The organism is Shewanella sp. 10N.286.51.B8 (assembly GCF_041469325.1).
Taxonomy (GTDB): Bacteria; Pseudomonadota; Gammaproteobacteria; order Enterobacterales; family Shewanellaceae; genus Shewanella.
Map to the genome: position 1 here is coordinate 71010 of NZ_JBFRKG010000008.1, position 20622 is coordinate 91631.

At 41.4% G+C, this 20622-nt stretch carries 21 protein-coding genes; 7 read left to right on the top strand and 14 right to left on the bottom strand.

Going from position 1 to position 20622, the window contains the following annotated elements:
- Positions 1–32 precede the first annotated feature (32 nt).
- From AB4160_RS04330 to AB4160_RS04340, 3 genes are all read right to left on the bottom strand, one after another.
- Positions 33–386 (bottom strand): RidA family protein, encoded by a 354-nt coding sequence (locus AB4160_RS04330; RefSeq protein ID WP_102436903.1) that lies wholly within the window; start codon positions 384–386, stop codon positions 33–35.
- A 186-nt stretch (positions 387–572) separates the two neighbouring features.
- Positions 573–1247, bottom strand: coding sequence for a hypothetical protein (locus tag AB4160_RS04335; protein ID WP_241904105.1), 675 nt, complete (start codon positions 1245–1247; stop codon positions 573–575).
- Positions 1248–1316: 69 nt separating this feature from the next.
- Entirely contained in the window at positions 1317–3521 is a 2205-nt protein-coding gene (locus AB4160_RS04340) for an LruC domain-containing protein (RefSeq protein WP_372003694.1), read from the bottom strand.
- Positions 3522–4837: 1316 nt separating this feature from the next.
- On the opposite strand from AB4160_RS04340, the gene AB4160_RS04345 reads away from it, so the two are divergent.
- A complete protein-coding gene (locus AB4160_RS04345) occupies positions 4838–5260 on the top strand; it encodes an N-acetyltransferase (protein ID WP_102531982.1) in 423 nt (140 codons plus the stop codon).
- A 31-nt stretch (positions 5261–5291) separates the two neighbouring features.
- Here the strand turns inward: AB4160_RS04345 and AB4160_RS04350 are convergent, their stop codons facing one another.
- From AB4160_RS04350 to udp, 5 genes are all read right to left on the bottom strand, one after another.
- Entirely contained in the window at positions 5292–6410 is a 1119-nt protein-coding gene (locus tag AB4160_RS04350; protein ID WP_372003696.1) for a glycosyltransferase, read from the bottom strand.
- 202 nt (positions 6411–6612) lie between these two features.
- A complete protein-coding gene (locus AB4160_RS04355; protein WP_102436912.1) occupies positions 6613–7554 on the bottom strand; it encodes an SPFH domain-containing protein in 942 nt (313 codons plus the stop codon).
- Complete coding sequence (locus AB4160_RS04360) at positions 7554–8483, bottom strand: slipin family protein (RefSeq protein WP_102436914.1); 930 nt, start codon at positions 8481–8483, stop codon at positions 7554–7556. The genes AB4160_RS04355 and AB4160_RS04360 overlap by 1 nt, the downstream gene beginning before the upstream one ends.
- 126 nt (positions 8484–8609) lie before the next feature.
- The gene (locus AB4160_RS04365; RefSeq protein WP_102436916.1) at positions 8610–9104 is read right to left on the bottom strand and encodes an NfeD family protein; all 495 of its coding nucleotides are present in this window, start codon (positions 9102–9104) and stop codon (positions 8610–8612) included.
- 333 nt (positions 9105–9437) lie between these two features.
- Positions 9438–10196, bottom strand: a complete 759-nt coding sequence (gene udp, locus AB4160_RS04370) for a uridine phosphorylase (RefSeq protein ID WP_303460450.1) — start codon at positions 10194–10196, stop codon at positions 9438–9440.
- 304 nt (positions 10197–10500) lie between these two features.
- Between udp and AB4160_RS04375 the strand changes: the two genes are divergently transcribed.
- Positions 10501–10710, top strand: a complete 210-nt coding sequence (locus AB4160_RS04375; RefSeq protein ID WP_303502694.1) for a YdcH family protein — start codon at positions 10501–10503, stop codon at positions 10708–10710.
- Between the two features lie 99 nt (positions 10711–10809).
- Here the strand turns inward: AB4160_RS04375 and AB4160_RS04380 are convergent, their stop codons facing one another.
- The gene (locus AB4160_RS04380; protein ID WP_372003698.1) at positions 10810–11277 is read right to left on the bottom strand and encodes a hypothetical protein; all 468 of its coding nucleotides are present in this window, start codon (positions 11275–11277) and stop codon (positions 10810–10812) included.
- Positions 11278–11588: 311 nt separating this feature from the next.
- On the opposite strand from AB4160_RS04380, the gene AB4160_RS04385 reads away from it, so the two are divergent.
- The 3 genes from AB4160_RS04385 to AB4160_RS04395 all read left to right on the top strand — a co-directional run bounded on the left by AB4160_RS04385 (position 11589) and on the right by AB4160_RS04395 (position 13299).
- A complete protein-coding gene (locus AB4160_RS04385) occupies positions 11589–12422 on the top strand; it encodes a mechanosensitive ion channel family protein (protein WP_102436921.1) in 834 nt (277 codons plus the stop codon).
- Positions 12423–12685: 263 nt separating this feature from the next.
- Positions 12686–13108 (top strand): hypothetical protein, encoded by a 423-nt coding sequence (locus tag AB4160_RS04390; protein ID WP_102436923.1) that lies wholly within the window; start codon positions 12686–12688, stop codon positions 13106–13108.
- Positions 13105–13299: a helix-turn-helix transcriptional regulator gene (locus AB4160_RS04395; RefSeq protein WP_102436925.1), complete on the top strand. Its 195-nt coding sequence runs from the start codon at positions 13105–13107 to the stop codon at positions 13297–13299. The genes AB4160_RS04390 and AB4160_RS04395 overlap by 4 nt, the downstream gene beginning before the upstream one ends.
- Positions 13300–13326: 27 nt before the next feature.
- On the opposite strand, the gene AB4160_RS04400 is transcribed toward AB4160_RS04395, so the two are convergent.
- The gene (locus AB4160_RS04400; protein ID WP_372003700.1) at positions 13327–13800 is read right to left on the bottom strand and encodes a GNAT family N-acetyltransferase; all 474 of its coding nucleotides are present in this window, start codon (positions 13798–13800) and stop codon (positions 13327–13329) included.
- A gap of 140 nt (positions 13801–13940) precedes the next feature.
- On the opposite strand from AB4160_RS04400, the gene AB4160_RS04405 reads away from it, so the two are divergent.
- Positions 13941–14648 carry a DUF3313 family protein gene (locus AB4160_RS04405; RefSeq protein WP_102436927.1) on the top strand — a complete coding sequence of 236 codons (708 nt, stop codon included), beginning with the start codon at positions 13941–13943 and terminating at the stop codon, positions 14646–14648.
- Positions 14649–14724: 76 nt separating this feature from the next.
- Here AB4160_RS04405 and AB4160_RS04410 read toward each other — a convergent pair whose 3' ends face one another.
- The gene (locus AB4160_RS04410; protein ID WP_102436928.1) at positions 14725–15603 is read right to left on the bottom strand and encodes a radical SAM protein; all 879 of its coding nucleotides are present in this window, start codon (positions 15601–15603) and stop codon (positions 14725–14727) included.
- A gap of 157 nt (positions 15604–15760) precedes the next feature.
- On the opposite strand from AB4160_RS04410, the gene AB4160_RS04415 reads away from it, so the two are divergent.
- A complete protein-coding gene (locus AB4160_RS04415; protein ID WP_102436930.1) occupies positions 15761–16024 on the top strand; it encodes a hypothetical protein in 264 nt (87 codons plus the stop codon).
- Between the two features lie 93 nt (positions 16025–16117).
- Here the strand turns inward: AB4160_RS04415 and AB4160_RS04420 are convergent, their stop codons facing one another.
- The 3 genes from AB4160_RS04420 to AB4160_RS04430 form a co-directional block, all read right to left on the bottom strand.
- Positions 16118–16435 carry a putative quinol monooxygenase gene (locus AB4160_RS04420; RefSeq protein WP_102436932.1) on the bottom strand — a complete coding sequence of 106 codons (318 nt, stop codon included), beginning with the start codon at positions 16433–16435 and terminating at the stop codon, positions 16118–16120.
- A 76-nt stretch (positions 16436–16511) separates the two neighbouring features.
- Complete coding sequence (locus AB4160_RS04425; RefSeq protein WP_372003702.1) at positions 16512–16991, bottom strand: GNAT family N-acetyltransferase; 480 nt, start codon at positions 16989–16991, stop codon at positions 16512–16514.
- A 129-nt stretch (positions 16992–17120) separates the two neighbouring features.
- Positions 17121–20333, bottom strand: a complete 3213-nt coding sequence (locus AB4160_RS04430) for a TonB-dependent receptor domain-containing protein (protein WP_372003704.1) — start codon at positions 20331–20333, stop codon at positions 17121–17123.
- Positions 20334–20622 lie beyond the last annotated feature (289 nt).

The window sequence follows — 20622 nt, forward strand, 5'->3', positions numbered from 1 at the left end:
AGCGGGCTGAACTAAAACCACTGCGTAGCAATTTAAGCAATCTCAGCGGCCACTACCGAGATTTCAACCAATAATGCCTCACGGGCCATTTTAGCGGCAACACAAGCTCGAGCAGGGGCGTAACCTTCAATGACCCAGGCATCCCACACCGCGTTCATTTCAGCAAAGTAAGCCATATCTTTTACGTAAATGGTTGCCGATAACATATGCTTTTTATCACTGCCCGCCTGCAGTAATAGTGCTTCGACTTTATCCAACATTGTTTGAGTTTGTTCAGTGATATCTTTGGTAGCATCTTGGCAAACTTGGCCACATAAATAGATGGTGCCGTTATGTTTGACAATCCGGCTCATACGGGTTTTAGTTTCAATTCTTTCAATGCTCATGGTGCGCTCTTTTAATCTGTTAATGTCGCTATTATCAGTTAAGTCAGCTCACAATGACAACTGAGAAAATATCGCTATCCAATAACTCGCGCATTTAAGCAGGCTGTTAATCAAAAATAAAAATGCCTTGTCAGCAGTATCTGGCTAACAAGGCATAAGATTGAAATACGATTGATTATTTGAATATTAGTTAATCACTAAGACTTGTGGGTCATTGGTTAAGCTATGACTCCACTGCTGATAGATAGGCTCACTGCCATCATAAAACCATACCACTGCCATTAATGCTCGTTGATGGTTGGCCACCAATAACTCTTCAGACAATGCGCCTTCATCAAGGGCGCCACGTAATAAGCAAGATTCAAAGTTCACGCTCACTTGGGTGCCATTTTGCTGATAATCGTCACACAATGAAAAGTAACCACGCTTACTTGATGCTAGCTGCACATCAATGCTTAAAGTAAACGCCGCTTGTAGATCAAAATCGGCATCAACCACCAAGTCATCAATTGAGGTTGCTGGCGGCGTTTCTGGCTCTGTAGGTGTTTCAGGTTCCGTTGGCGTCTCAGGTGTCGTTGTCTCTGGTGTTGTATCTGTCGTGGTATCTGGTGTTGATGTCGCAGGTGTTGTCACCGCAGGCGTCGTTGCTGGTGCAGGCGAGCTATCATCGCCACCACCGCCGCCACAGGCTGTTAAAAAGCTTAATGATAGAGCCATGGCTAGGCTAGTGGCTCTTTTAGTCCCTATTTTAGTGCCTGTGTTACAAGCCGTGTTAATGCCTGTTTTCATGCCTGTGTTAATGGCATTCTTCGCTGTTAATAACGTATTTGCTGCCACTTGAGTTTGAGTTAATGTATTCATAATATTCACCTTAAAATTCCATTTCTTGCTTAAATTGATTGATTAAATTCACACTAATTACTGTCAGGGTTAATCCTTAAACAGTAGCGAGTCAGTGGCGGTCAAATACCAATAAGGTTTGGTCTCACCGCTGGCATCTGCAGCAAACTCAATAAACTCAACATAAGCGGCATCAACACGTTGTAGCTCTGCAGGGTGCTGCCATGTATCAGGCACCTCAATTGCCCAACTCATACCATTTTGGTCTTGGAAATAGTGCCCTTGTGATGCCGTTGAAGCATCGTCATGCATCCCTAAAAATCGCGTATCAAATTTATCGGTTGGTGCTTTGTTTTTCAGATGGATCTCTAATTTACGTCCTGGGTTTTTACCATCAGTAATATTCTTAGCCGCTAGGCTATGATCCGTACCTGGAGTGGCAAAAATGAATGGGTCATAGGGGAACTCAGGCATATCATCAACATGTACCGCATCAACAAACGGCACTGTCATTTGCCATGTTGCGCGGTATTGGGTGCCGCAACCCGGTTCAGTTCTGAAATATTGACAGCCATTACCCGCACTGACGTGTTGCCATAAGTCTTCAGTAAATAACAGCACCGCATTGGTTTGCCCGTCTTCAAGTGGTGAGCTGGTCTGCTTAACCCCTTGGGCGCTCCACTCAATGGCTGACTCTTGCACATTGCCGCGGCCAATATCATGTAATTGCACCGCAAAGCCATTGTGATACCAAGCGCCCATTGCCACTAATTGCGCATCAAAGCCCACGCGACGAACCATGTCATTTTTACTGTATTGGCTAATACGTAACTGCATCACCACATCGTTCATATCAAAGTCACCTTGAAAAGGGTATAAATCCTCATAAGCTAACGTGGTGTATTCTGACGATGAGGGGTAATAGCTGATAGTGATGCCGGTTTCAGTGACAGTGATTGGATAATCTTCCACTTCACCATCACTGACACCACCGGTTGGTAATAAGCTGGCCTCTGAGCTCAAACGAAAACGTGACCAGGTTGCGCCAGTTTTAGCCCAATTAGGTACGTTAATCGTCACAGTTGATGTGCCGCTACTCACTGAGCGGGCAATAATCACTTGGTCTTCACTATCAAACTGACCATCTTGGCCCCAATCAATCCAGCCGTTAATATAAGCACCATCCCCTTCTACTGTGATTAATAACACCGCCTCTTCACCCACTTCAAAACCGGTTGGCATGCTGATACCATCTTCATCATCAATACCATCACTTTCATCATCAGATAACGGCGCAGGATAACCGTCGGACTCATTATCAATAACACTGCCTAATGACATGCCGGCAACCATATTATGGCGGGCACCATTTGAATCAATTAGGGTACCGTAACTGTCTGGCGCATCACCAAAATCAACATTGTCTCCCACTGGCACTTCTGCTAATGCACAACGAGCACCATCATTTGAAGAAGATGACGGACCGTATGAAAACAACTCTGCGGTAGGGTTATCACTTTCAACGTTGACCTTATACACATTGCCATCGCCGTTGTTACTTAAATAAAGGTTGCCATCGGGGTCAAAAAACTGCGCCCCAAAGGTAAAGCTACCACTGTTTTTAGTAATAACGGTTGCTAAGGTTTCAGCGGCACCTGTTGTGGGGTCAATCTTGAGTAAGTTACCTGTACTGCCGTTAGTCACTGCGTATAAAAAGCCGTTGCTTGGATGAAAGGCAAAATCTGTTACGTTGTAAGTGGCATTGGCTTTACTGCCAGGGACAATGTTCATTGGGTGATTATTGCCATCTAACGGCACAGTAAATAAGCCTTGGTTTTTACGGTAGCCGTACCAAACGTTTTCATTGATGGCGACATCACCTACGTAGAAGTTACCCGCTGCAGCAGCTGAGCTGTCTTTTACGATCGTTAGTGGCTCAACTTGGTAATCTTCACCCACCTTACCGACAGTGCCATGCTGATAATCCCAGCCATAAAGGTAATTATCTGTGTAGCTGAAACCAACACCATTAAATCCTTTGGTCAGTCCCATGTCAGCAGACAAAACAGTGTAACTACCCGTGCCTAATTCAACCCCAAAGGTTTTTGGAATGCCTGCTGGGGTTTGAATAATAAATGCTTCAGTAGGACAGGCATTAAATGGCTCAGCGGCATTGGTATTAGCACTGAACAAAGCCATGCTAGTACCAATAGCAATACTGCTTAAACCAAGAATATTGATGATTTGAGAGTGAAGTGGTTTCACGTTAACTATTGTTGTGTTTAATGTTTGCATATTGGCATCTCGCTATTTCGTTATCAGGATGTATTGGGGATACTGCATAGTGGATGCCAACTTTCATTATCTTTTAAATACAATATCTTATGATTGAGGCGAGATTGTAATTCAATGCTAAAATGCATTCTGCAACGCATTATGAATTTGAGACTTTGTGATTTTTTGGGATTGAGAATGGTTTGATCTGTATTGTTCCAAACTCCGTTTGGATTAACGTCGTGGGTTGTCCACCCACACCCGACCAAAAGGGTATCAACAGCAATACCCTCTTGGATCACCTTGCTGCCCCTAACGAAAAATGCTGAAAAGCGCATGATTTTCGATGGGGATTGATCCAGCTTTGGACTTCGTTTGTTGCTAACTTCGGACCCTGTTTATTATAAAGAGTGAAAATGCTAACGCTTCCGATGGTGCATCCCTGCACCGCGAAAGCTATGCTCACATCCATGTGAGCATCACGCTATTTTCTTCAACGTCCTCAATTCAAATTGAGTCTTTTAGACTCTTAAATTTTTAAGTTTTCTAACTTTAGCTCTTTTAATTGCTGCCAATGAAGTCAAATCGAAGCGGTGACAATTCGGGTGTAAGCGCGGCTGTGACCGTCCATGACATGGACGTCATGGCCGAGCTTTCAGGGACGAACTTGCAGCGTGTCACAGTCGTGCTTGCACATAAGGTCGCTCTTTCACATCTGACCCATAGGGATTTGGGAAATGTCATGATAATGTCGGGAACATTATTGACCATGTGATCGCGACATTCCGTTCATCCTGAACATCCCAGCGGCAGGCAATGGATTAGATTGAAGTAATGGACTTAGATAAGCTAGCCAACAAAAACTAAGTAAAACATTGAACTAGGCTCATAAGTTATATTAAGGTAGAACCACTTAAGGACAGAGTTAGCTAACCTCGAACGCAATCTTCGAGCACGCCATTTAGGGAAGAAAAAGCCATTAAATAATGATGTGCCTATCAACTCCCTTATAAAGTTTACTCTGACCACACTAGTTAAGGAGTTTTCATGGGTAGCATACATAATTACTATTTAGTTGGGTTCATGCTCTTATCCGCAATTTTAAATGCATTCATAGAAAATGAGAGTATCGGAATAAAGTTACTTTGCTTACTTTTATTATTCACAACTTTCATCTTTGCCTCTCTCTTTCATTCTTTAAAGGTTAAAGTTGCAAAAGAGAAAACGACGAACAAAGCACACATAATAAGCTGATTAATAGGAAAATTTAACTATTCACCCCTCAAAATTTTAGCCAACTATTTTTTGCCAATTAGTAGGGCTTTAGGAGATTTGCGATGATTTCATATCAACCAACAGCCGATCTTTATGCATCGGCAGATATTACATTTAAAAACATGCGCTCATATTATGAACACTATTCTGTAAATTGGGAACAGTCTAAGATACATGAGCAAATTGTTGACCTAGAAAACTGGGACATTCTTTACAACGCTTCGGTCGTGGGTGCAATTCGTTTAGCCTTTGATAATGATGGGTGTTATATCCGAGATTTACAGGTTAGTGAAAAATTTCAAAATAATGGTATTGGTGCAGCAGCCCTAACAGAGTGTGAACGGTTAGCAATTAAAGCTGGTGTAAATAAACTTAGGCTACGAGTTCTCAAAATTAGTCCTGCATATCATCTATACATTAAGAATGGCTTTGAGGTAGATAAAGAAGAAGATAGGTTCTTTTATATGTCGAGAAAAATCTCCTAACAAGAAATCAATCACATTAACCATTTAACACTCAACCACGCTTATCTTCCAATAGCTGCACAAATAAGCTTTTCCATGCTTGTTGAAGCTGCAGCCATTGTTGAGTACGCCAATCATCGATTTGGGCATGCTGCTGTTTTTGACCATGATTGTCGACTTGCTCATGAACGTAAGCAGGCACATGGCTTGATAATAGAGCGCTTGATGAGTTAACACTCGATAAGTAACGCTCAATAGCATCGGCCAGTGAGTTAACAAATTGCTTATCATCTTGGCCGCCAACCTTAGCCTCAACGATATTACCCATGTTTTGCAGTTGATGCTGACGAATTTGATCCCCCAAACCATCCACATCGGTTGAGATAATGGCTTTACTCATTGCCATAGATTCAATAAATACTAAACCAAAAGGCTCCCAGCGTGATGGAATAATTACCCCGTCACATTGGTCTAAAAAGCGAGGCACATCGTCAACCTTGCCCACCAGCTTTATATTATCAAGCTGAGAAACTAACTGTTGTAGCAAAGGTAATTGCTCACCTTCACCGGCTAACAATAATCGACACGGTGACTTAACCTGATGCATGGCTTTGAGTAATAAATCAAAGCCTTTTTGTGGATGAAATCGGCCATAGGCGGCTAACACAGGAACCCTATGATTAGCGTTTTTTGGGGAGTGGCTTTTGTTGGCGATAAAATAGCTTAAGTCTCGCCCCTGCCCTAACTGAGCGATTTTGTCTGCAGGTAATAGCTTATTAGCTAGCATCCATCGCTGCTGTGAGGGTGAAATGGACACCACTTTATTCATTAACCGATAGCTTAATTTCAGCATGAAATAGAAACGTTGCGGATGTGCAATTTGATGGCGAACAAATTGTTCGCTGTAGTGATGTTCTTGCAGGATAAATATGATCTTAGGATGACGCAATCTGAGCCATGCAATATTTAGCAGTTTGCGCCAGTTTGAGGCGCCATGAAAACAGACAATATCAGCGTCCAATGTCGTATTCTGCCAACGGCTAAAATCCAGCTGACGAATGTCAAATTCAAATGCCAAAGTGAGGATGTCAGAGCCACACAAACTGTGCAACGCAAAATTAACGCCGCCCATATTAGGGTCATCGACACAATGCAAAATTCTCGCTTTCACTCTGACTCCTTGAGCTATCAATAACCGGCTTATTAAATTAAAGCACTGTTAAAACAATATACTTGTCTCAGTTAAATCGCAAAATTTACTACGCGTTCAGCTTCAGTCCGTCGTTAAATACTTTTGCTAAATACATAATGTTAAATACATAAAAAAAGAGGCTAAACTTAGCCTCTTTTAATTAAATTTTACCACTAAACAATTATTTGGCTTTCTTATTATCTTCCAGACCCATGCTATCCATCCAATAATCAAAATTAATCATATTGCCGGGTAACACCACACGGTTATCTTTATCTTTTAAGCCATCAAGCTGTTTGAGGTATTGTTCACCTAACTGCAGTCTTAAGGCACTCTGACCGCCGGGTTTAGAGATCACTACCGCCAAGCGCTCAATGGATTCTGCAGTGGCTTTAGCAAGCGTTAAAATCTCTTCGCCTTTACCTTCAGCCTCATTGATACGGCGCTGCATTTCACCCTCTGAGCGGTTAATGGTTTCAGCCATCACACCTTCTGAGCGGTTAATTTTACTCTGCTTGTCACCTTCACTTTGGGCTAATAATGCACGGCGCTCACGCTCAGCATTAACCTGCATTTCCATGGCATTTTTAACGGTTTCTGGTGGGGTAATGTTTTTAATTTCATAACGATGCACTCGAATCCCCCAAATCGCGCCAGCTTCGTCCAGCACTTGTACGACCTTGGCCGAGATAATGTCGCGCTCTTCAAACGTGCGGTCTAAATCTAAGGTACCAATGACTGAACGTGTGGTGGTTTGCGCTAATTGGATCGCTGCATAACGATAATCCGTTATGCCGTAACTGGCTTTAACGGGATCGGTAATCGAGATATAAATGACGCCGTCTACTTCAACGTTAACTTCATCGCTAGAAAAACACTCTTGCGGTGGCACATCGATAGTTTCTTCTTTTAGGTCATGGATATAGGCCACTTTATCAACAAAAGGCACTAAAGCATGAAAACCGGCATCTAAGGTGCTGTGATATTTACCTAGTCGCTCAACAATGTAAGCTGACTTAGTGGGTACTAAGCGGATAGATTGGAATAATTTCAGCACAAAAATAACAAAAATCACCCCCCAAATACCCATAACAATTAAATCGGTATCAATTCCATTCAACATTAGCGTGCTCCTTTTACTGGGCTGTTAGTTACGGCATGGGTCACTTGCTCCATCCCTTCAAAGAAGCCTTCTAACTTGGCCATTTCAGCAGGCACCACTGAGACTTGTGTTTCAGTTAAAATGTCACCCACTTGGCTAATAAACTGCTCTTTCAGCATCATATTCATCGCATCGTTACCACCTTGGTTAGCCAGTGCGGTGCAAATCATATCCATGCCTTCAGCTTTCGCTTTGGCAATAATGGTAATTTCTTGGCCAGAGCCAATCGCTTCATTAATGCGTTTTCGCTTTTGCCCTTCTGAGAGGTTAATGGCCTCTTGGCGCTCACCTTGAGAGATATTAATCATGGCGTCTTTTTCAGCATTGGCTAAAGTGATTTCAGCCCGTTTTCTACGCTCAGCTTCCATCTGTTTTTCAAGGGTGTGGATCACGTGTATTGATGGGGAGATATTTTTAATCTCATAGCGAAGCACTTTAATGCCCCAAGGATCTGACGCTTTGTCAATTTCACGAACAATAGACTCGTTCAAACTGTCACGCTCTGAAAAGGTTTGCGATAGGGTCAATTTACCAATTTCTGAACGCATGGTGGTTTGCGCGAGGTTAACCGCAGCTTTACGGTAATTTTCGATACCGTAACTGGCTAACTTGCCATCCATCACTTTAAGGTAGACCAAACCATCAACTTCCAGCTGGGTGTTATCTTTTGAAATACAACTTTGTGGTGGTACATCTAGTACTTCTTCACGAGTATCGTGGCGATAAGCTACCCGATCAACAAATGGCACTAAAAAGTGAAACCCTGGTTGTAATACGGTTCTAAATTTACCTAAGCGCTCAATCACATTGACCTCTCGCATCGGTACAATCAACATCAATTTATATAAGATAAAAAATATAAATAAAATGGCTATGGTTAGTTCAAACATATGTCCCCTTCCTTTTGCAAAACATGTTCAGGTAGCGTAGCCCCCTATACATGACTTAATTCCTTTACTCAGTTGGCACTCTGTGTGGTGACCAAATCAATAAAACCTAATTCTGCTATTTTGTGACTAATCTTGTTTATCAGTGAAGCTTTCGCCCATTAACTCAGTTTCTGCATATGGCTCAACCACTAAGGCAATATTATCTCGGCAAATAATTCGCACTTTAGTGCCTGCTTTTATTTCAGTGCCATCCCCTAGTGCTGACCACTCAGTACCAGAAAACAACACCCGACCGGTTTTTTCACCCGGGCCAATATCAGCTTTAACTGTGACAACTTGATTATATAAATCCATTTCCTCATCGGTATTATCCACATGCTTGTCACCACCAATCATTTTTTGGGTGATATGGCGAAAACTAAGCAATAGAACCATTGAGGTGATAAACCATAAAGTGAAGCTTTGCGCGGTGCCATCGACGATACCGGTAAATAAGGCTGCGGCCACAATGACACAGGCTGCACCTAATAAAATGACGATGCCACCGGGAACAATAATTTCCGACAACATCAGCCCTATACCGACGATTAACCAGATACTGGTTGGATTAGAAAATTCCATATACCCCCCTGTAAAAACGTTATCATATGTTCCTTTAAGCTATAAAACCCGAACTTGGATAAGGTTTTATAGAGCTGATAACTTTAAATTGATAACTACTACACAGTGGTAATAGTGGTGCTACCTCAAGCACAGGATATGGGCACTCTTTAACCCATATATTGGTCGTCAATATCACGACATATTATGTCAACAATACAGGATATTGATGATATTGCAATCATATTTCATTGCTAAAGCTTAGCAGTAACTGTATAAAAATCGGATAAATCAATAAAAAGAAGGTAATAAAAAAGGTGCCTAAGCACCTTTATATTCAATTAGTTAAATATATTAAGCTAATAGTTTTTTCGCAGCTGCAACCACAATTGCAACCGCGCTGCCTTCGGTTTTCTTCATCATGGCTTCATCAGGAATTTCTTGCTGGGTACGATTAACGATAACCCCAGCAACACACGCTGCGCGCCAGCCTTGTGTTGCACACATAGTAAATAGCGTTGCTGACTCCATTTCGTAGTTCAATACGCCCATGGCTTGCCACTCTTGCATTGAGCCCACAAAGCGGCTGGTTACACGTCCTGAGACCGTATCGTAACGTTCTTGGCCTGGGTAGAATGTATCTGATGATGCTGTAATACCAACATGAGGTTCTTGGCCTGCGTCACGACATGCTGCCACCATAGCGGTAGTACAGTCAAAGTTAGCAGCCGCTGGAAACTCAAGTGGGGCAAAGTGTAAACTGGCGCCATCTAAGCGCACTGAAGCTTGCGTGACAATAACATCACCGACATTTACATGTGGTTGAATCGCGCCAGTGGTACCAACGCGTAAGAAAGTCGTCACACCTAGTTGTGCTAACTCTTCTACTGCGATAGATGTTGATGGTCCGCCAATACCTGTTGAACATACGACAACCGCTTTGCCATCAATATAAGCAAGATAGCTGGTGTATTCACGGTGACTTGCTAAAAAAGTCGCATTTTCCATTAATTCGGCGATGCGCTTAACGCGCTCAGGATCCCCTGGAACAATCGCTAAGGTTGCGCCATCAAGCATTTGCTTGGTTAATCCTAGGTGAAATACGTCGGCCATATTGAAAACCCCTTTCATATTTGAAGATATCATTCTAATTGTGACGACTGTAACCCACAAGCCACGCTATGAAGGTTAACTGGGTCACATAAATTCTGTTATTAAACATTCGAGTGATGATTAAAAATTACAAATGTAACTAACATCACTAATTTACAGCACCATAAATCAGCAAAGGCTAAATAGCCAATTTTAGTTGATTAAAAAGTTTTTGGGGCAATCAATTAATTATTGATCCCGGTCACATTACCTACAGCCAAGTAGCGCTAATTTGTAGTTAACATTAGATAAAAGGAGTAAGTCGATGTTTCCAGAGTACCGTGAGCTAATCAGTAAGCTTAAAATCTCAAATGCCCATTTCTCAAAGATTTTTGATGAACACAATCAGTTAGATGAGCAAATAAAGCATCATGAGCAGCATTACAGTAGCGATAGCACCCCAGAGCTGAAAATACTAAAATCAAAGAAGCTGCATTTAAAAGAAGAAATTTTTACCATGCTGCAAAAGCAGTAATGGCTATTGCGTATTAATCGCCAATATTGGCGATCAAAAAAGGACGCTTGAAGCGTCCTTTTTGTTGGCTCATGTAAACCATCTGTTTAGCGAGAGCAGTTATTTTACGGCGCTAAGTGCTTTGATTAAGGTTTCGTTTGAATCAAAGTTCTCGATGCTAACAACGGTTAACTTATCTAGGGTCACCATAGTGGCCATATCTTCTTCAGTAGGCCAGTTTGCAGTTGCATCGCCTTCACGATCTAACCCCATAGCAAACGGTAAATCCTTCATTTGGGGGATAGCCACAAAGCGAGCAATCAATGATGGCATACCGCTGATATCAGCAATATACACCAAGTTTGCAGGTTGCTGCTCAGTCGTTGTAGCTTCTAATGCCGCTTGAATGAATTCGCCACCTTTCATGCCGCGACTAAACAAAACCACTTGAGTTTGCTCATTAACCACTAGCGGTTGTTCAAATTGATCTTCTAAGGTAATTGGCTCAATTTTATCATTCACGACAAACACATTCGCCTGTGTTGAAGCCATAAAAAGTACACTAACTGCAAATAAAAGCGCTTTCATGTTATTTTCCTGAATTAAGTGATAAGCCCTTATTTGAAATGACAAATTGTTTGGGCATTTTTGCTAATAAGGTCTTAAATTAAAAATAGCCAACTCACTATACTCGAATCTGTGATTCGACTTTATTACATTGGATTAGAATCATGATGCACCTCACGGATTAATACAGACTTAATTATTCGCAATAACAGAGGCCTCAACAATAAAGTAGCGACAGCAATAAGTGTTAATTAATTGCAAAAATGACTTTATTACCATTGGAATATCACGCATTATTTCTCTGTTAATTCGTCAAAAATAAGAACATCATCATGAATGAAACAAGCTTAGATCAAGAACTGCAGCAAATACAGAATGTCTACGACCTTCTTACTGAATTTATTGTGCAATACAGCTTTCAAATTGTTGGCGCTGTCATCATCTTACTTATCGGTATCTGGATAGCGAATAAAGTATCGAACTTCGTTGTTAGCCAATTCGAAAAGCACGATATTGATGTCACCTTGGGCAATTTTGTCTCCAATCTGGTGAGGATTTGCATCATTGCGATGGTGGCGATCATTTCGCTAGGGAAACTCGGTATTAGCGTCACCCCAATGGTGGCCGCAATTGGTGCCGCATCATTAGGTGCAGGTTTAGCACTTCAGGGGATGCTGGCCAACTATGCTGCTGGGGTCACCATTATTGTTACCCGACCTTTTGTTATTGGTAACACCATTGAAATTAAAGGTGTGGCTGGAGTGGTAAAACAAATTCAGCTCGGCTTAACCATATTAACCAATGAAGAAGGCGAGTTAATCAGTATCCCTAATAAACATATTGTCGGTGAAATACTGCATAACTCTCATGAATATAAGCTAGTCGACACTCAATTTAATATTGATTATCAAACCGATCCCCAGCAAGTGATTAAATTGATTTCAGATGCTGTCATGAGCCATGGAGGCGTCAGCCAAACGCGCACTCCACAAGTGGGCATTAATGATTTCAACAGTATCGGGATGGAAATCGGTGTGCGTTATTGGGTGCCAACCAATAGCTATTTTGAAGACAAGTACCAAGCGAATTTAGCCATAATCAAAGCGCTTAAATCAGCTGATATAACCATTCCATGTCCTGTAAGAGAAATACATTTGCAGCAGTAGCTTAGCCCGTAAAATATGTCTTCAGGCGAATGCTAAAAGCTAAGTAAACAATCGTTATTTCAACGTAAAATATCTAAGTATTCTCAGCCAGTTTATATAATAACTGGCTGAATTCAGCTTTATATTGTCACCGTTATAGTCATCAGTAAAAGTCACCATTTGCTTACTAAATGTCATCAAAACTTGACATGAGTAATTTTTAGTTACATAGTTAGGTCAAGTTTACTTTACTTAAAGACAAGCTAACTTGAAAGGAATGATTTATGAATACACCTAACTCAACAGAAAATGATTGGAAAAAGTGCAATAACGTTAACAGCAATCGTTTAGCCAAATGGACCGCTGCATGGGTCATCACACTCGCGATATCGACTTTTGGTCCAATGTTTATTTGGTCGCAACATGACATCATTACCGCCGCTGCGATTGGATTTAATTTTTTGGTCGGTATCGGGATGATTTTCGCTAATAAAAAACACCTAGCTTCCCTTGATGAACTACAACAAAAAATTCAGCTTAACGCCATGGGGCTGAGTTTAGGCGTCGGATTAATTGTGGGCATCAGTTATTCAACGCTCGACACCACAGGGCTGATTAATGCTCATGCAGAGATATCTCACTTAGTCATCATCATGAGTTTGACCTACATGGTGGGGATAATTTTAGGCAATAGGAAGTACCGATGAAAAACAGATTAAAAGTACTTCGCGCAGAACGGGACTTAACCCAAGCACAACTGGCAGAGTTACTGAGCGTTTCCAGACAGACTATTAATGCTATTGAGAAAGGAAAGTTTGATCCAAGTTTGCCATTGGCATTTAAAGCGGCGCGCCTTTTTGGGCTAACCATTGAAGATATCTTTCAAGATGAGGCATAACCTGCCTCTTCGTCAGCTCAATGCCACTCAGGCCGTTAAGGTTTTATGCATAAATAGGCTGCTAGGGTCATTATCATAATCAGCAAACTTATCGCCAATGTCAAAACCAAAGCTTTGATACAATTGCCTTGCGGGTTTAAAAAAATCCATTGAGCCGGTTTCTAGGCTTAACTTCTCATAACCCTGACATTTAGCAAACGCTAGCATATGTTGCAGTAAGTGCTTAGCAACACCTTTACCGCGATCTGCATTAGCAACCCGCATCGACTTTATTTCACCGTGGCTGGCAGTTAATTGTTTAATTGCGCCGCAGCCAAGTAGCTGCTGATTTTCCCACACAGTCCAAAAGGTAATATCATCTTGGCGCAGTTTGGTTAAATCTAGCGCATGGACACTTTCTGCTGGCGACGTGGCGTACATGTCCTGCAAGTGTTCATTTAATAGTGCCGCCACCTCAACGCCAGACAAATCATCGACTCGAATATCCATGTTTGAACTCATGCTCATAAACCTTCTATTTTTAGTCTTGTTTAACCAAAAGCCATAATTCAAACACTGACTCTGAGCGCTAAATCTATTATTGACTCTGCAGTGATAGCTGCCATATTTATTAGCACAATATACATTAATGGATTGATTATATGCGCAAGACTTATTTAACTGCTAGCCCCTTAATTTGCTTGATAGCATTCACTCTCATGGGCTGTGCATCGGGGCCTGCCAGCCTGCAACAAGGACCGGACGCTGAAATAACCAAAGAAGGTTTAGTTAAAGTCGATAACTCCAGACTGGCCTTATCGTACGCAAGACCCGATGTAAATTGGCGCCAATATACCAAACTGTACTTTGAACCGACCCAAGTCACCAATGATCATCCTGAAGGTTATCGAGCGCCTCGAATTAATAAACAAACTGAAGGGCCTAATGCCACCTACGACTTACCCCAAGAGTCCCTTGATAAAATGGCGCTGCAATTTAGTAAAACCGTTAGCGATGTGTTCAATAGTGAGCAGCCCTTTGAGTTAGTCACAGAAAAAGGTCCTAACACCTTAGTGATTGAAACCGCTGTAACCGATATCCGCTTAAGCGCGCCAATTGAAAAATCCCGCAGAAGCTATAATTCCATGGGAAAAACTTATACCCAAAACTCAGGCTCAATGGTGTTATTGGCGGTACTTAAAGATGGACAAAGCGGTGAAGTGTTAGCCAAAGCGGCTGATCGCGGTGTGGGCTTTGATCAATGGCGTCAAAACACCCAAGTATTCAATTGGGGTGATGTTAAAACGGTTTATCGTCACTGGGTCAATGATTTCAAAAATGCCTTAATGACGGCGGTAGCCGAAGAATAGAGTCAATAGCAATAAGCCTTAAAAACATACTCGATAAGCTCTGTGCCAATTGTGATACCACAATTGGCACTGTTAATTACAAGCCCCGCTGCCATTCTTGGCGTAACGGAATACTGCCTTTAATCGCTTGTTCTACTTGAGCCAGTAATTGCGGCTTATCTTTGCCTAAAACGCCTTTCAGCACTAAATAGTTTGAGGCATGATCAGAACGAAAAATAGTTTTCTCCAGTGTAAGGCCCGATAACAAAGTTTGCATTTCGGTCAACAGCCCCAGTTGATCGGGCAACACAAAATCACCATCAAATGCCTGATCCATTCTCTCGGTCCCCAATGGCAATGTCACCACCAAGGTAGATAAATACTCAGGCTGAGCTTGATTCATCAACTCTGCAGATGCCTTAGCGTGCTGAATAGAAAGCGCCTTGCCCCCTAGCCCCATTAAAATCATCACTGATGACTTGATCCCGGCTTGCTTTATTTTGCTTAAAGCAGCTAAAGAGGATTCAAAGGTTTCGCCTTTTTGGATACGGGTTAACACTTCATCGTCACCACTTTCACAGCCGATATAAAGTAAAGACAAGCCTAAGGCTTTAAGCTCCGCCAACTGTTCAACGGTTTTGTTAGTTAAATTACGCGGTAAGCAATAACTACTAATGCGAGTGACACTGGGTAAATGTTTATTAATCAGCTGGCAGATTTCTTTTAAGCGCTTAAACGGCAACGTCATTGCATCACCATCAGCTAGAAATACTCTAGAGATTGGTACCCCTGAAGCGGCAGCGCTGAGAATATCTTGCTCAATAGCATCGACTTTGTGGGCGCGAAATTTTTTTTGCTCTTGGGTATACATATCGCAAAAGGAACATTGGTTCCAGCTACAACCATTGGTCACCTGCAATATCAGCGACTTCCACTCTGATGGTGGTCGATAAACCGGTTCAATATAGTGAATCATCTAAATAACCTCTAAATCCCTATCAATGACAGTTTTTGTATTAAAAACACTCGTTAAGATTGTTTTTCATTCTATTTTTTGCAATAAAACGTTTGAATTGATCATTTTGCTTGTTTATAGTCGATTAATAAAAATAATTATTCAGGCCAATTGATTTATGAATCAAGTCGCATATCAGCTCAGTGAAAGACGTGAAAACCCTCGTTCTCATGAAGAGCATTGGGAGTTGCTGACTGCAGATCAAAAAGTTGCCCTATACGATTTAAACCGCTTTGGTTACAGATTGCTTTTTGTGAGAAGCATGCCAGAAGGCCCTCTGGCTGTAATTTCTCAGCAAGATGACATCGCCATTATTGACCATGAAGGTGAGTTAAATTTACACCCTAATTTAACCTTAAGGGAATTACCTAAGCCCCATTAAACTTAGCGATTAACAAAGCTATCATCGTATAATCGAAATAATTTAAAGAGTGCACTCGCACTCTTTTTTTCATTTTGCTAATCAGTTTAATGCTTAAGCAATCACTTCATTGAACACTTCAACCTTATGTGACTCAACAAGCTCAGGCATAACATTATGGAAATAATTTTGAATATAATCAGTCGCATTATGTTTATCAAATACTGCTCTGTCGGCAAATTTTTCCACAAAGGCCACTTTGCTATCATCATCTAAACTGATATTTAACTCGTAGCGAATACAGCCTAATTCTCGGCGAGTCGCTGGGATCAGCTTAGCAAGAGCTTCAACCAGTAAATCACGTTTACCTTCTTTAGCAACAAACTGAGCAACACAGACGATACGGGTATTATTGATGATAAAATCTGACATTATTTTTCCTTAATACTGATAATATAAATACGCTAATACAAACTAAATAAACTGTTCCTATAGCAGTCTTAAATGACTAGTTATTTTGTAAATTAAGTAGCATATCGATATGCGGTATGCCGTCTTCAAGATACATTTCTGAATTTAAGATAAAGCCCTGCTGCTGATAAAAATCGCTGAGATGTTGTTGCGCGCCTATTTGGATGCTGGTTTGCGGCCACTGAGTTTTAACAACATTAATTGAGCGCTGCATTAACGCATGTGCAATACCATGTCCACGGCCCTTTTCTGCCACAATCACTCGGCCAATACTGGCTTCATCATAACTCACACCTGCCGCTAAAATTCGCGTATACGCAATGAGTTCACCTTGCTGATTCATTCCTAACAAATGCTTGGTTTGCGGTAATCGGTCTTTATCATCAAGCTCGGGATAAGGGCAGTTTTGCTCTACCACAAACACATCGACTCTGAGTTTTAATAGCTCATACAACTCATCAAGGCTGAGTTCATTAAAGCTCAATAGCTTCCAGTGCATTGAATTTAGTAACGACATAACTACCCACCAAAAATTGATCTCTATGGCCGCAGTCTAGCATGATTAAATAGGCTGATTAACCAGTGAATTTCAGCCCAAAAAATACCGAGCCAAAGCTCGGTATTTTATCGGTTAAATTAGCTCAATTTAGAACTTGTATTTAACGCCAACTTTTAACTGCCAAGTAGACTTGTTTACGTCATAGCTATTGTAATTGTCAGTCTCTAACCCATCTTGCCCGTAAGGCACTGAGTAAGAGTAAACACCCGTTTCTGGGTTATAATTATGGTCTACCAACTTCTTACTACCATAGCTTTGTGTTTCTACACGGCCCCAATCATCATTCATCAGGTTAAGTACGTTTTTCACGTCAAAGTATAAAATACCTTTATGCCCATCCATAAATCCTGGTAATTCCTGAGTGAAACGGAAATCTAATTGATGTACCCATGGTTGGTTACTAGTACCCTTACCTGCAATACCACCTGCGTACTTACTCAGACCGATTTCATCAATCGCCTTCTTGAACTCTTCGTACGTTAAACCGTTATATTCTACTAACGGATCATCCGCGTCCGTTGGTATATAAGGTAGATAGTATGAAGAACCATAAAACGCACTTTGATCCCCGAAACCACCGTCTTTATAAGAGCCAAGCACCCAAGTTAACGGGTTACCTTCACGGGCTTCGTAGAACATATTGAAGCTAGATGCATAACCAGCAACAAACTCAGTTTCATAACCTAGGCTAACAGTGAAACGGTGTGGCGTTTCATAGTAACCAGGACCCATAGAGGTACCATTGCGATCAGATTGAACAGGTGTGTATTGGTAGTTAGAAGTGGCTGTTGAAGATGAGCCTTGGTTACCTTCATCTACTGAGTTATATGCATAACTAGCACGCATATTCAGGCCCATATCCCAACTCTTAGCTAAGGTAAAAGATAACGTTTTACTGGTGCCATCTTCTTCGGCATTGGTCAGCATCAAGTCATAACGGTCAGTGTTTCCACCAACACCATTGTTAGCTAATGGGTCCCATGTTTCATAAATAACGCGGCCAGTATCATCCGTTTTCAGTTCACGACGTGCGAGATCAACCCAAGCAACATCATTTTCTTTTTGGATATATAAGAATTCACCACCAAAGAACCAATCTTGACCTAGTGCACCGAAGTCCCAGGTGCTATCAAAGCCAATGCTTGCACGCCAATCAGAAGGTAAATCGAAATCAGGATCTAATGAGTTAGTGTTACCATCGCCGCCCACTAAACCATCTTGTGCGTCACTTGGTACATCACCAAAGTCCGGCGTGCCCCATGCGTTATCCCAGCCACCATCATATGTTAGTAAGCTATTACCATCATTTGAGAAACTGTTAGACATCCATACCGTTGGTGAACCACCGCTATAACGACCCACCCCACCGCGCAACTTCACGTCATCTGATAGGATATAAGTTAAACCGATACGTGGCAGCCAGATATCCTTGCCATCAAAAGTAGCATTGTTGGCAAAACCATAGCGTTCAACAAAGTTATCATTCAATGCAGGTGAGTCTGACATGCTGATGGTTTCGTAGCGTAAGCCAAAGGTCATTTCTAAGTCGTCATTAATATTCCAAGTATCCTCAGCAAACAACGCTAAAGTACTCATATTAAATTCTGCAGCTACGTCTGTTGGATTGCCTGACTTTGCATTTGAATAAAAGAAGTCATCAACAATGGCCTGCTCAAAGTCTTCAATTGATTTGAAACTCCAATTACCCGATACGTTTTGTGCGAACAAATTGAATACTTCAATTTTATTGTATTGCACACCAAAGCCTATTTCATGATCACCTAAGTAGTAATCACCAACAAAACGCATTTCTAAATTTTGGTTATTTAGCTCATTAGCTTGGCGTGATTTATCAGTACCAAAGGTAACTTTGTCGCCTGAACCAAAGCTTTTCCATGGTTCATCAGCATTTGGGAACCAGTAAGTTTGTACTTCAACTTGGCCAATACCTAGGTCATCAATGGTGTTTGAGTTTGAAGTGGTATCTTTGTATGCCACTTTAATTTCAGTACTGAAATCTTCAGTCCAGTCGCTGTATAAATTAGCAGCGTACGTCTCTAAGATTTCTTCTTTGTTATACCAAGTGCTTGATAACTTAATGCTGCTTGAGTTGCTTGCTAAGTTGTTAGTTAAGTTACCTTTGGTATTTTGATAAGTAAAACTGGCACGGTGATCGTCGTTAATATTCCAGTCAATTTTAGCCAGAATTTTCTTATCTTCTTCTTGAGGGGTTTTATCGTAAGCACCAATATTTTCTAGACCGTAAATGCTTGCTGCTGCATCTCTCACACGCTGCAATTCGGCTTCTGTTATGTCAGAGTTGTTGCCAAAACCAGCTCCTTCAGGTCCCCATTCAGCAGATTTTGGCGCATCAAAGCTTTCATAAGAACCAAAGAAAAACAGTTTATCTTTGATGATTGGGAAGCCAATGGTGCCTCCAAAGGTTTTTTCTTCGAATTTTTGTTCTACCTTTTCACGAACACCATCTTCATCTGCGCGAGTAAGACCTTCACCAGCCATGCTGTCATTGGTCATTTCGTAAAAAACGGTACCTGAAACTTCGTTAGTACCAGACTTAGTTACCGCATTAATCTGCGCGCCAGTAAAGCCACCTAATCGTGCTGTATAAGGAGATACATTTAACGCAACACTCTCAACCGCATCGATTGAAATTGGAGAGCGCTGAGTTGGATAACCGTTTGAGTTAAGGCCGAAATCATCATTTTGAGAAATACCATCGACAACGAAGGTGTTAAAGCGAGGGTTCATCCCTGCTACACTCATTGAGATACCATCAGTGCCGACAACAGCCATTGGATTTTGACGCAGAACATCTTTCAAGTCACGGCTAATGCCTGGTGCGTTAGCAATTTCTTTTGCGCCAAATTCACTATTAGCGCCTGCGCTGCGATAGTAACTCGCAGTTCCGACAACACCGATACGTTCCATATCAGCTGCAGATTGCAGAGTACGGTTAAAACGTAATGTTTCACCGACGTTTAGATATAAATCTTGCTCTATATCATCAGCAAATTTACCTGAATCAACTTTGATCAGATAAGGACCACCAACACGAAGACCACGAGCAAGGAATTGACCATCAGCGCCTACTGACACTTCAGTGACTGTCCCAGTTGGTTCATGGATGATAGTAATTGTTGCATCTGTAACAGCATTTCCTTGAGGACCAACAATCTGACCGCGGATGTTTGATGCAGTATCTGCGGCCATGGCTGGTAGAGAAACGCCCATAGCAAAGCATGTCGCTAGCGCTAAGCGACTGATTTTATTGTTTAACATTTTCAGACCCCTGAAATATTTTTATATTTATTTATGTACTAGTTAATCTAGCTTTATAAAGAAGTTTGTAGAGTAAAAACTTCAGGCGCTAGTTTATAACCAATTTGTTTCAAAATCATGTCATTGTTGAACTATTTAGCAACAAAACTTAAACTGCGACCGTCAACTTCGCGCAACATCCACAACAAAGCATGAATAACAGCCGTAAAGTAGACTCTTTAGTCACAAAAAATTAATCTAAAAAGTGACTTTCATCATTCGCTGTCTAACCTCATTTAAGTGGTTTACT

What these genes read in the sequence shown, in the direction of transcription:
- AB4160_RS04330 (WP_102436903.1), bottom strand. Translation starts at nt 386, where the DNA reads ATGAGCATTGAAAGAATTGAAACTAAAACCCGTATGAGCCGGATTGTC.
- AB4160_RS04335 (WP_241904105.1), bottom strand. Translation starts at nt 1,247, where the DNA reads ATGAATACATTAACTCAAACTCAAGTGGCAGCAAATACGTTATTAACA.
- AB4160_RS04340 (WP_372003694.1), bottom strand. Translation starts at nt 3,521, where the DNA reads ATGCAAACATTAAACACAACAATAGTTAACGTGAAACCACTTCACTCT.
- AB4160_RS04345 (WP_102531982.1), top strand. Translation starts at nt 4,838, where the DNA reads ATGATTTCATATCAACCAACAGCCGATCTTTATGCATCGGCAGATATT.
- AB4160_RS04355 (WP_102436912.1), bottom strand. Translation starts at nt 7,554, where the DNA reads ATGTTGAATGGAATTGATACCGATTTAATTGTTATGGGTATTTGGGGG.
- AB4160_RS04360 (WP_102436914.1), bottom strand. Translation starts at nt 8,483, where the DNA reads ATGTTTGAACTAACCATAGCCATTTTATTTATATTTTTTATCTTATAT.
- AB4160_RS04365 (WP_102436916.1), bottom strand. Translation starts at nt 9,104, where the DNA reads ATGGAATTTTCTAATCCAACCAGTATCTGGTTAATCGTCGGTATAGGG.
- udp (WP_303460450.1), bottom strand. Translation starts at nt 10,196, where the DNA reads ATGGCCGACGTATTTCACCTAGGATTAACCAAGCAAATGCTTGATGGC.
- AB4160_RS04375 (WP_303502694.1), top strand. Translation starts at nt 10,501, where the DNA reads ATGTTTCCAGAGTACCGTGAGCTAATCAGTAAGCTTAAAATCTCAAAT.
- AB4160_RS04380 (WP_372003698.1), bottom strand. Translation starts at nt 11,277, where the DNA reads ATGAAAGCGCTTTTATTTGCAGTTAGTGTACTTTTTATGGCTTCAACA.
- AB4160_RS04385 (WP_102436921.1), top strand. Translation starts at nt 11,589, where the DNA reads ATGAATGAAACAAGCTTAGATCAAGAACTGCAGCAAATACAGAATGTC.
- AB4160_RS04390 (WP_102436923.1), top strand. Translation starts at nt 12,686, where the DNA reads ATGAATACACCTAACTCAACAGAAAATGATTGGAAAAAGTGCAATAAC.
- AB4160_RS04395 (WP_102436925.1), top strand. Translation starts at nt 13,105, where the DNA reads ATGAAAAACAGATTAAAAGTACTTCGCGCAGAACGGGACTTAACCCAA.
- AB4160_RS04400 (WP_372003700.1), bottom strand. Translation starts at nt 13,800, where the DNA reads ATGAGTTCAAACATGGATATTCGAGTCGATGATTTGTCTGGCGTTGAG.
- AB4160_RS04405 (WP_102436927.1), top strand. Translation starts at nt 13,941, where the DNA reads ATGCGCAAGACTTATTTAACTGCTAGCCCCTTAATTTGCTTGATAGCA.
- AB4160_RS04410 (WP_102436928.1), bottom strand. Translation starts at nt 15,603, where the DNA reads ATGATTCACTATATTGAACCGGTTTATCGACCACCATCAGAGTGGAAG.
- AB4160_RS04415 (WP_102436930.1), top strand. Translation starts at nt 15,761, where the DNA reads ATGAATCAAGTCGCATATCAGCTCAGTGAAAGACGTGAAAACCCTCGT.
- AB4160_RS04420 (WP_102436932.1), bottom strand. Translation starts at nt 16,435, where the DNA reads ATGTCAGATTTTATCATCAATAATACCCGTATCGTCTGTGTTGCTCAG.
- AB4160_RS04425 (WP_372003702.1), bottom strand. Translation starts at nt 16,991, where the DNA reads ATGTCGTTACTAAATTCAATGCACTGGAAGCTATTGAGCTTTAATGAA.
- AB4160_RS04430 (WP_372003704.1), bottom strand. Translation starts at nt 20,333, where the DNA reads ATGTTAAACAATAAAATCAGTCGCTTAGCGCTAGCGACATGCTTTGCT.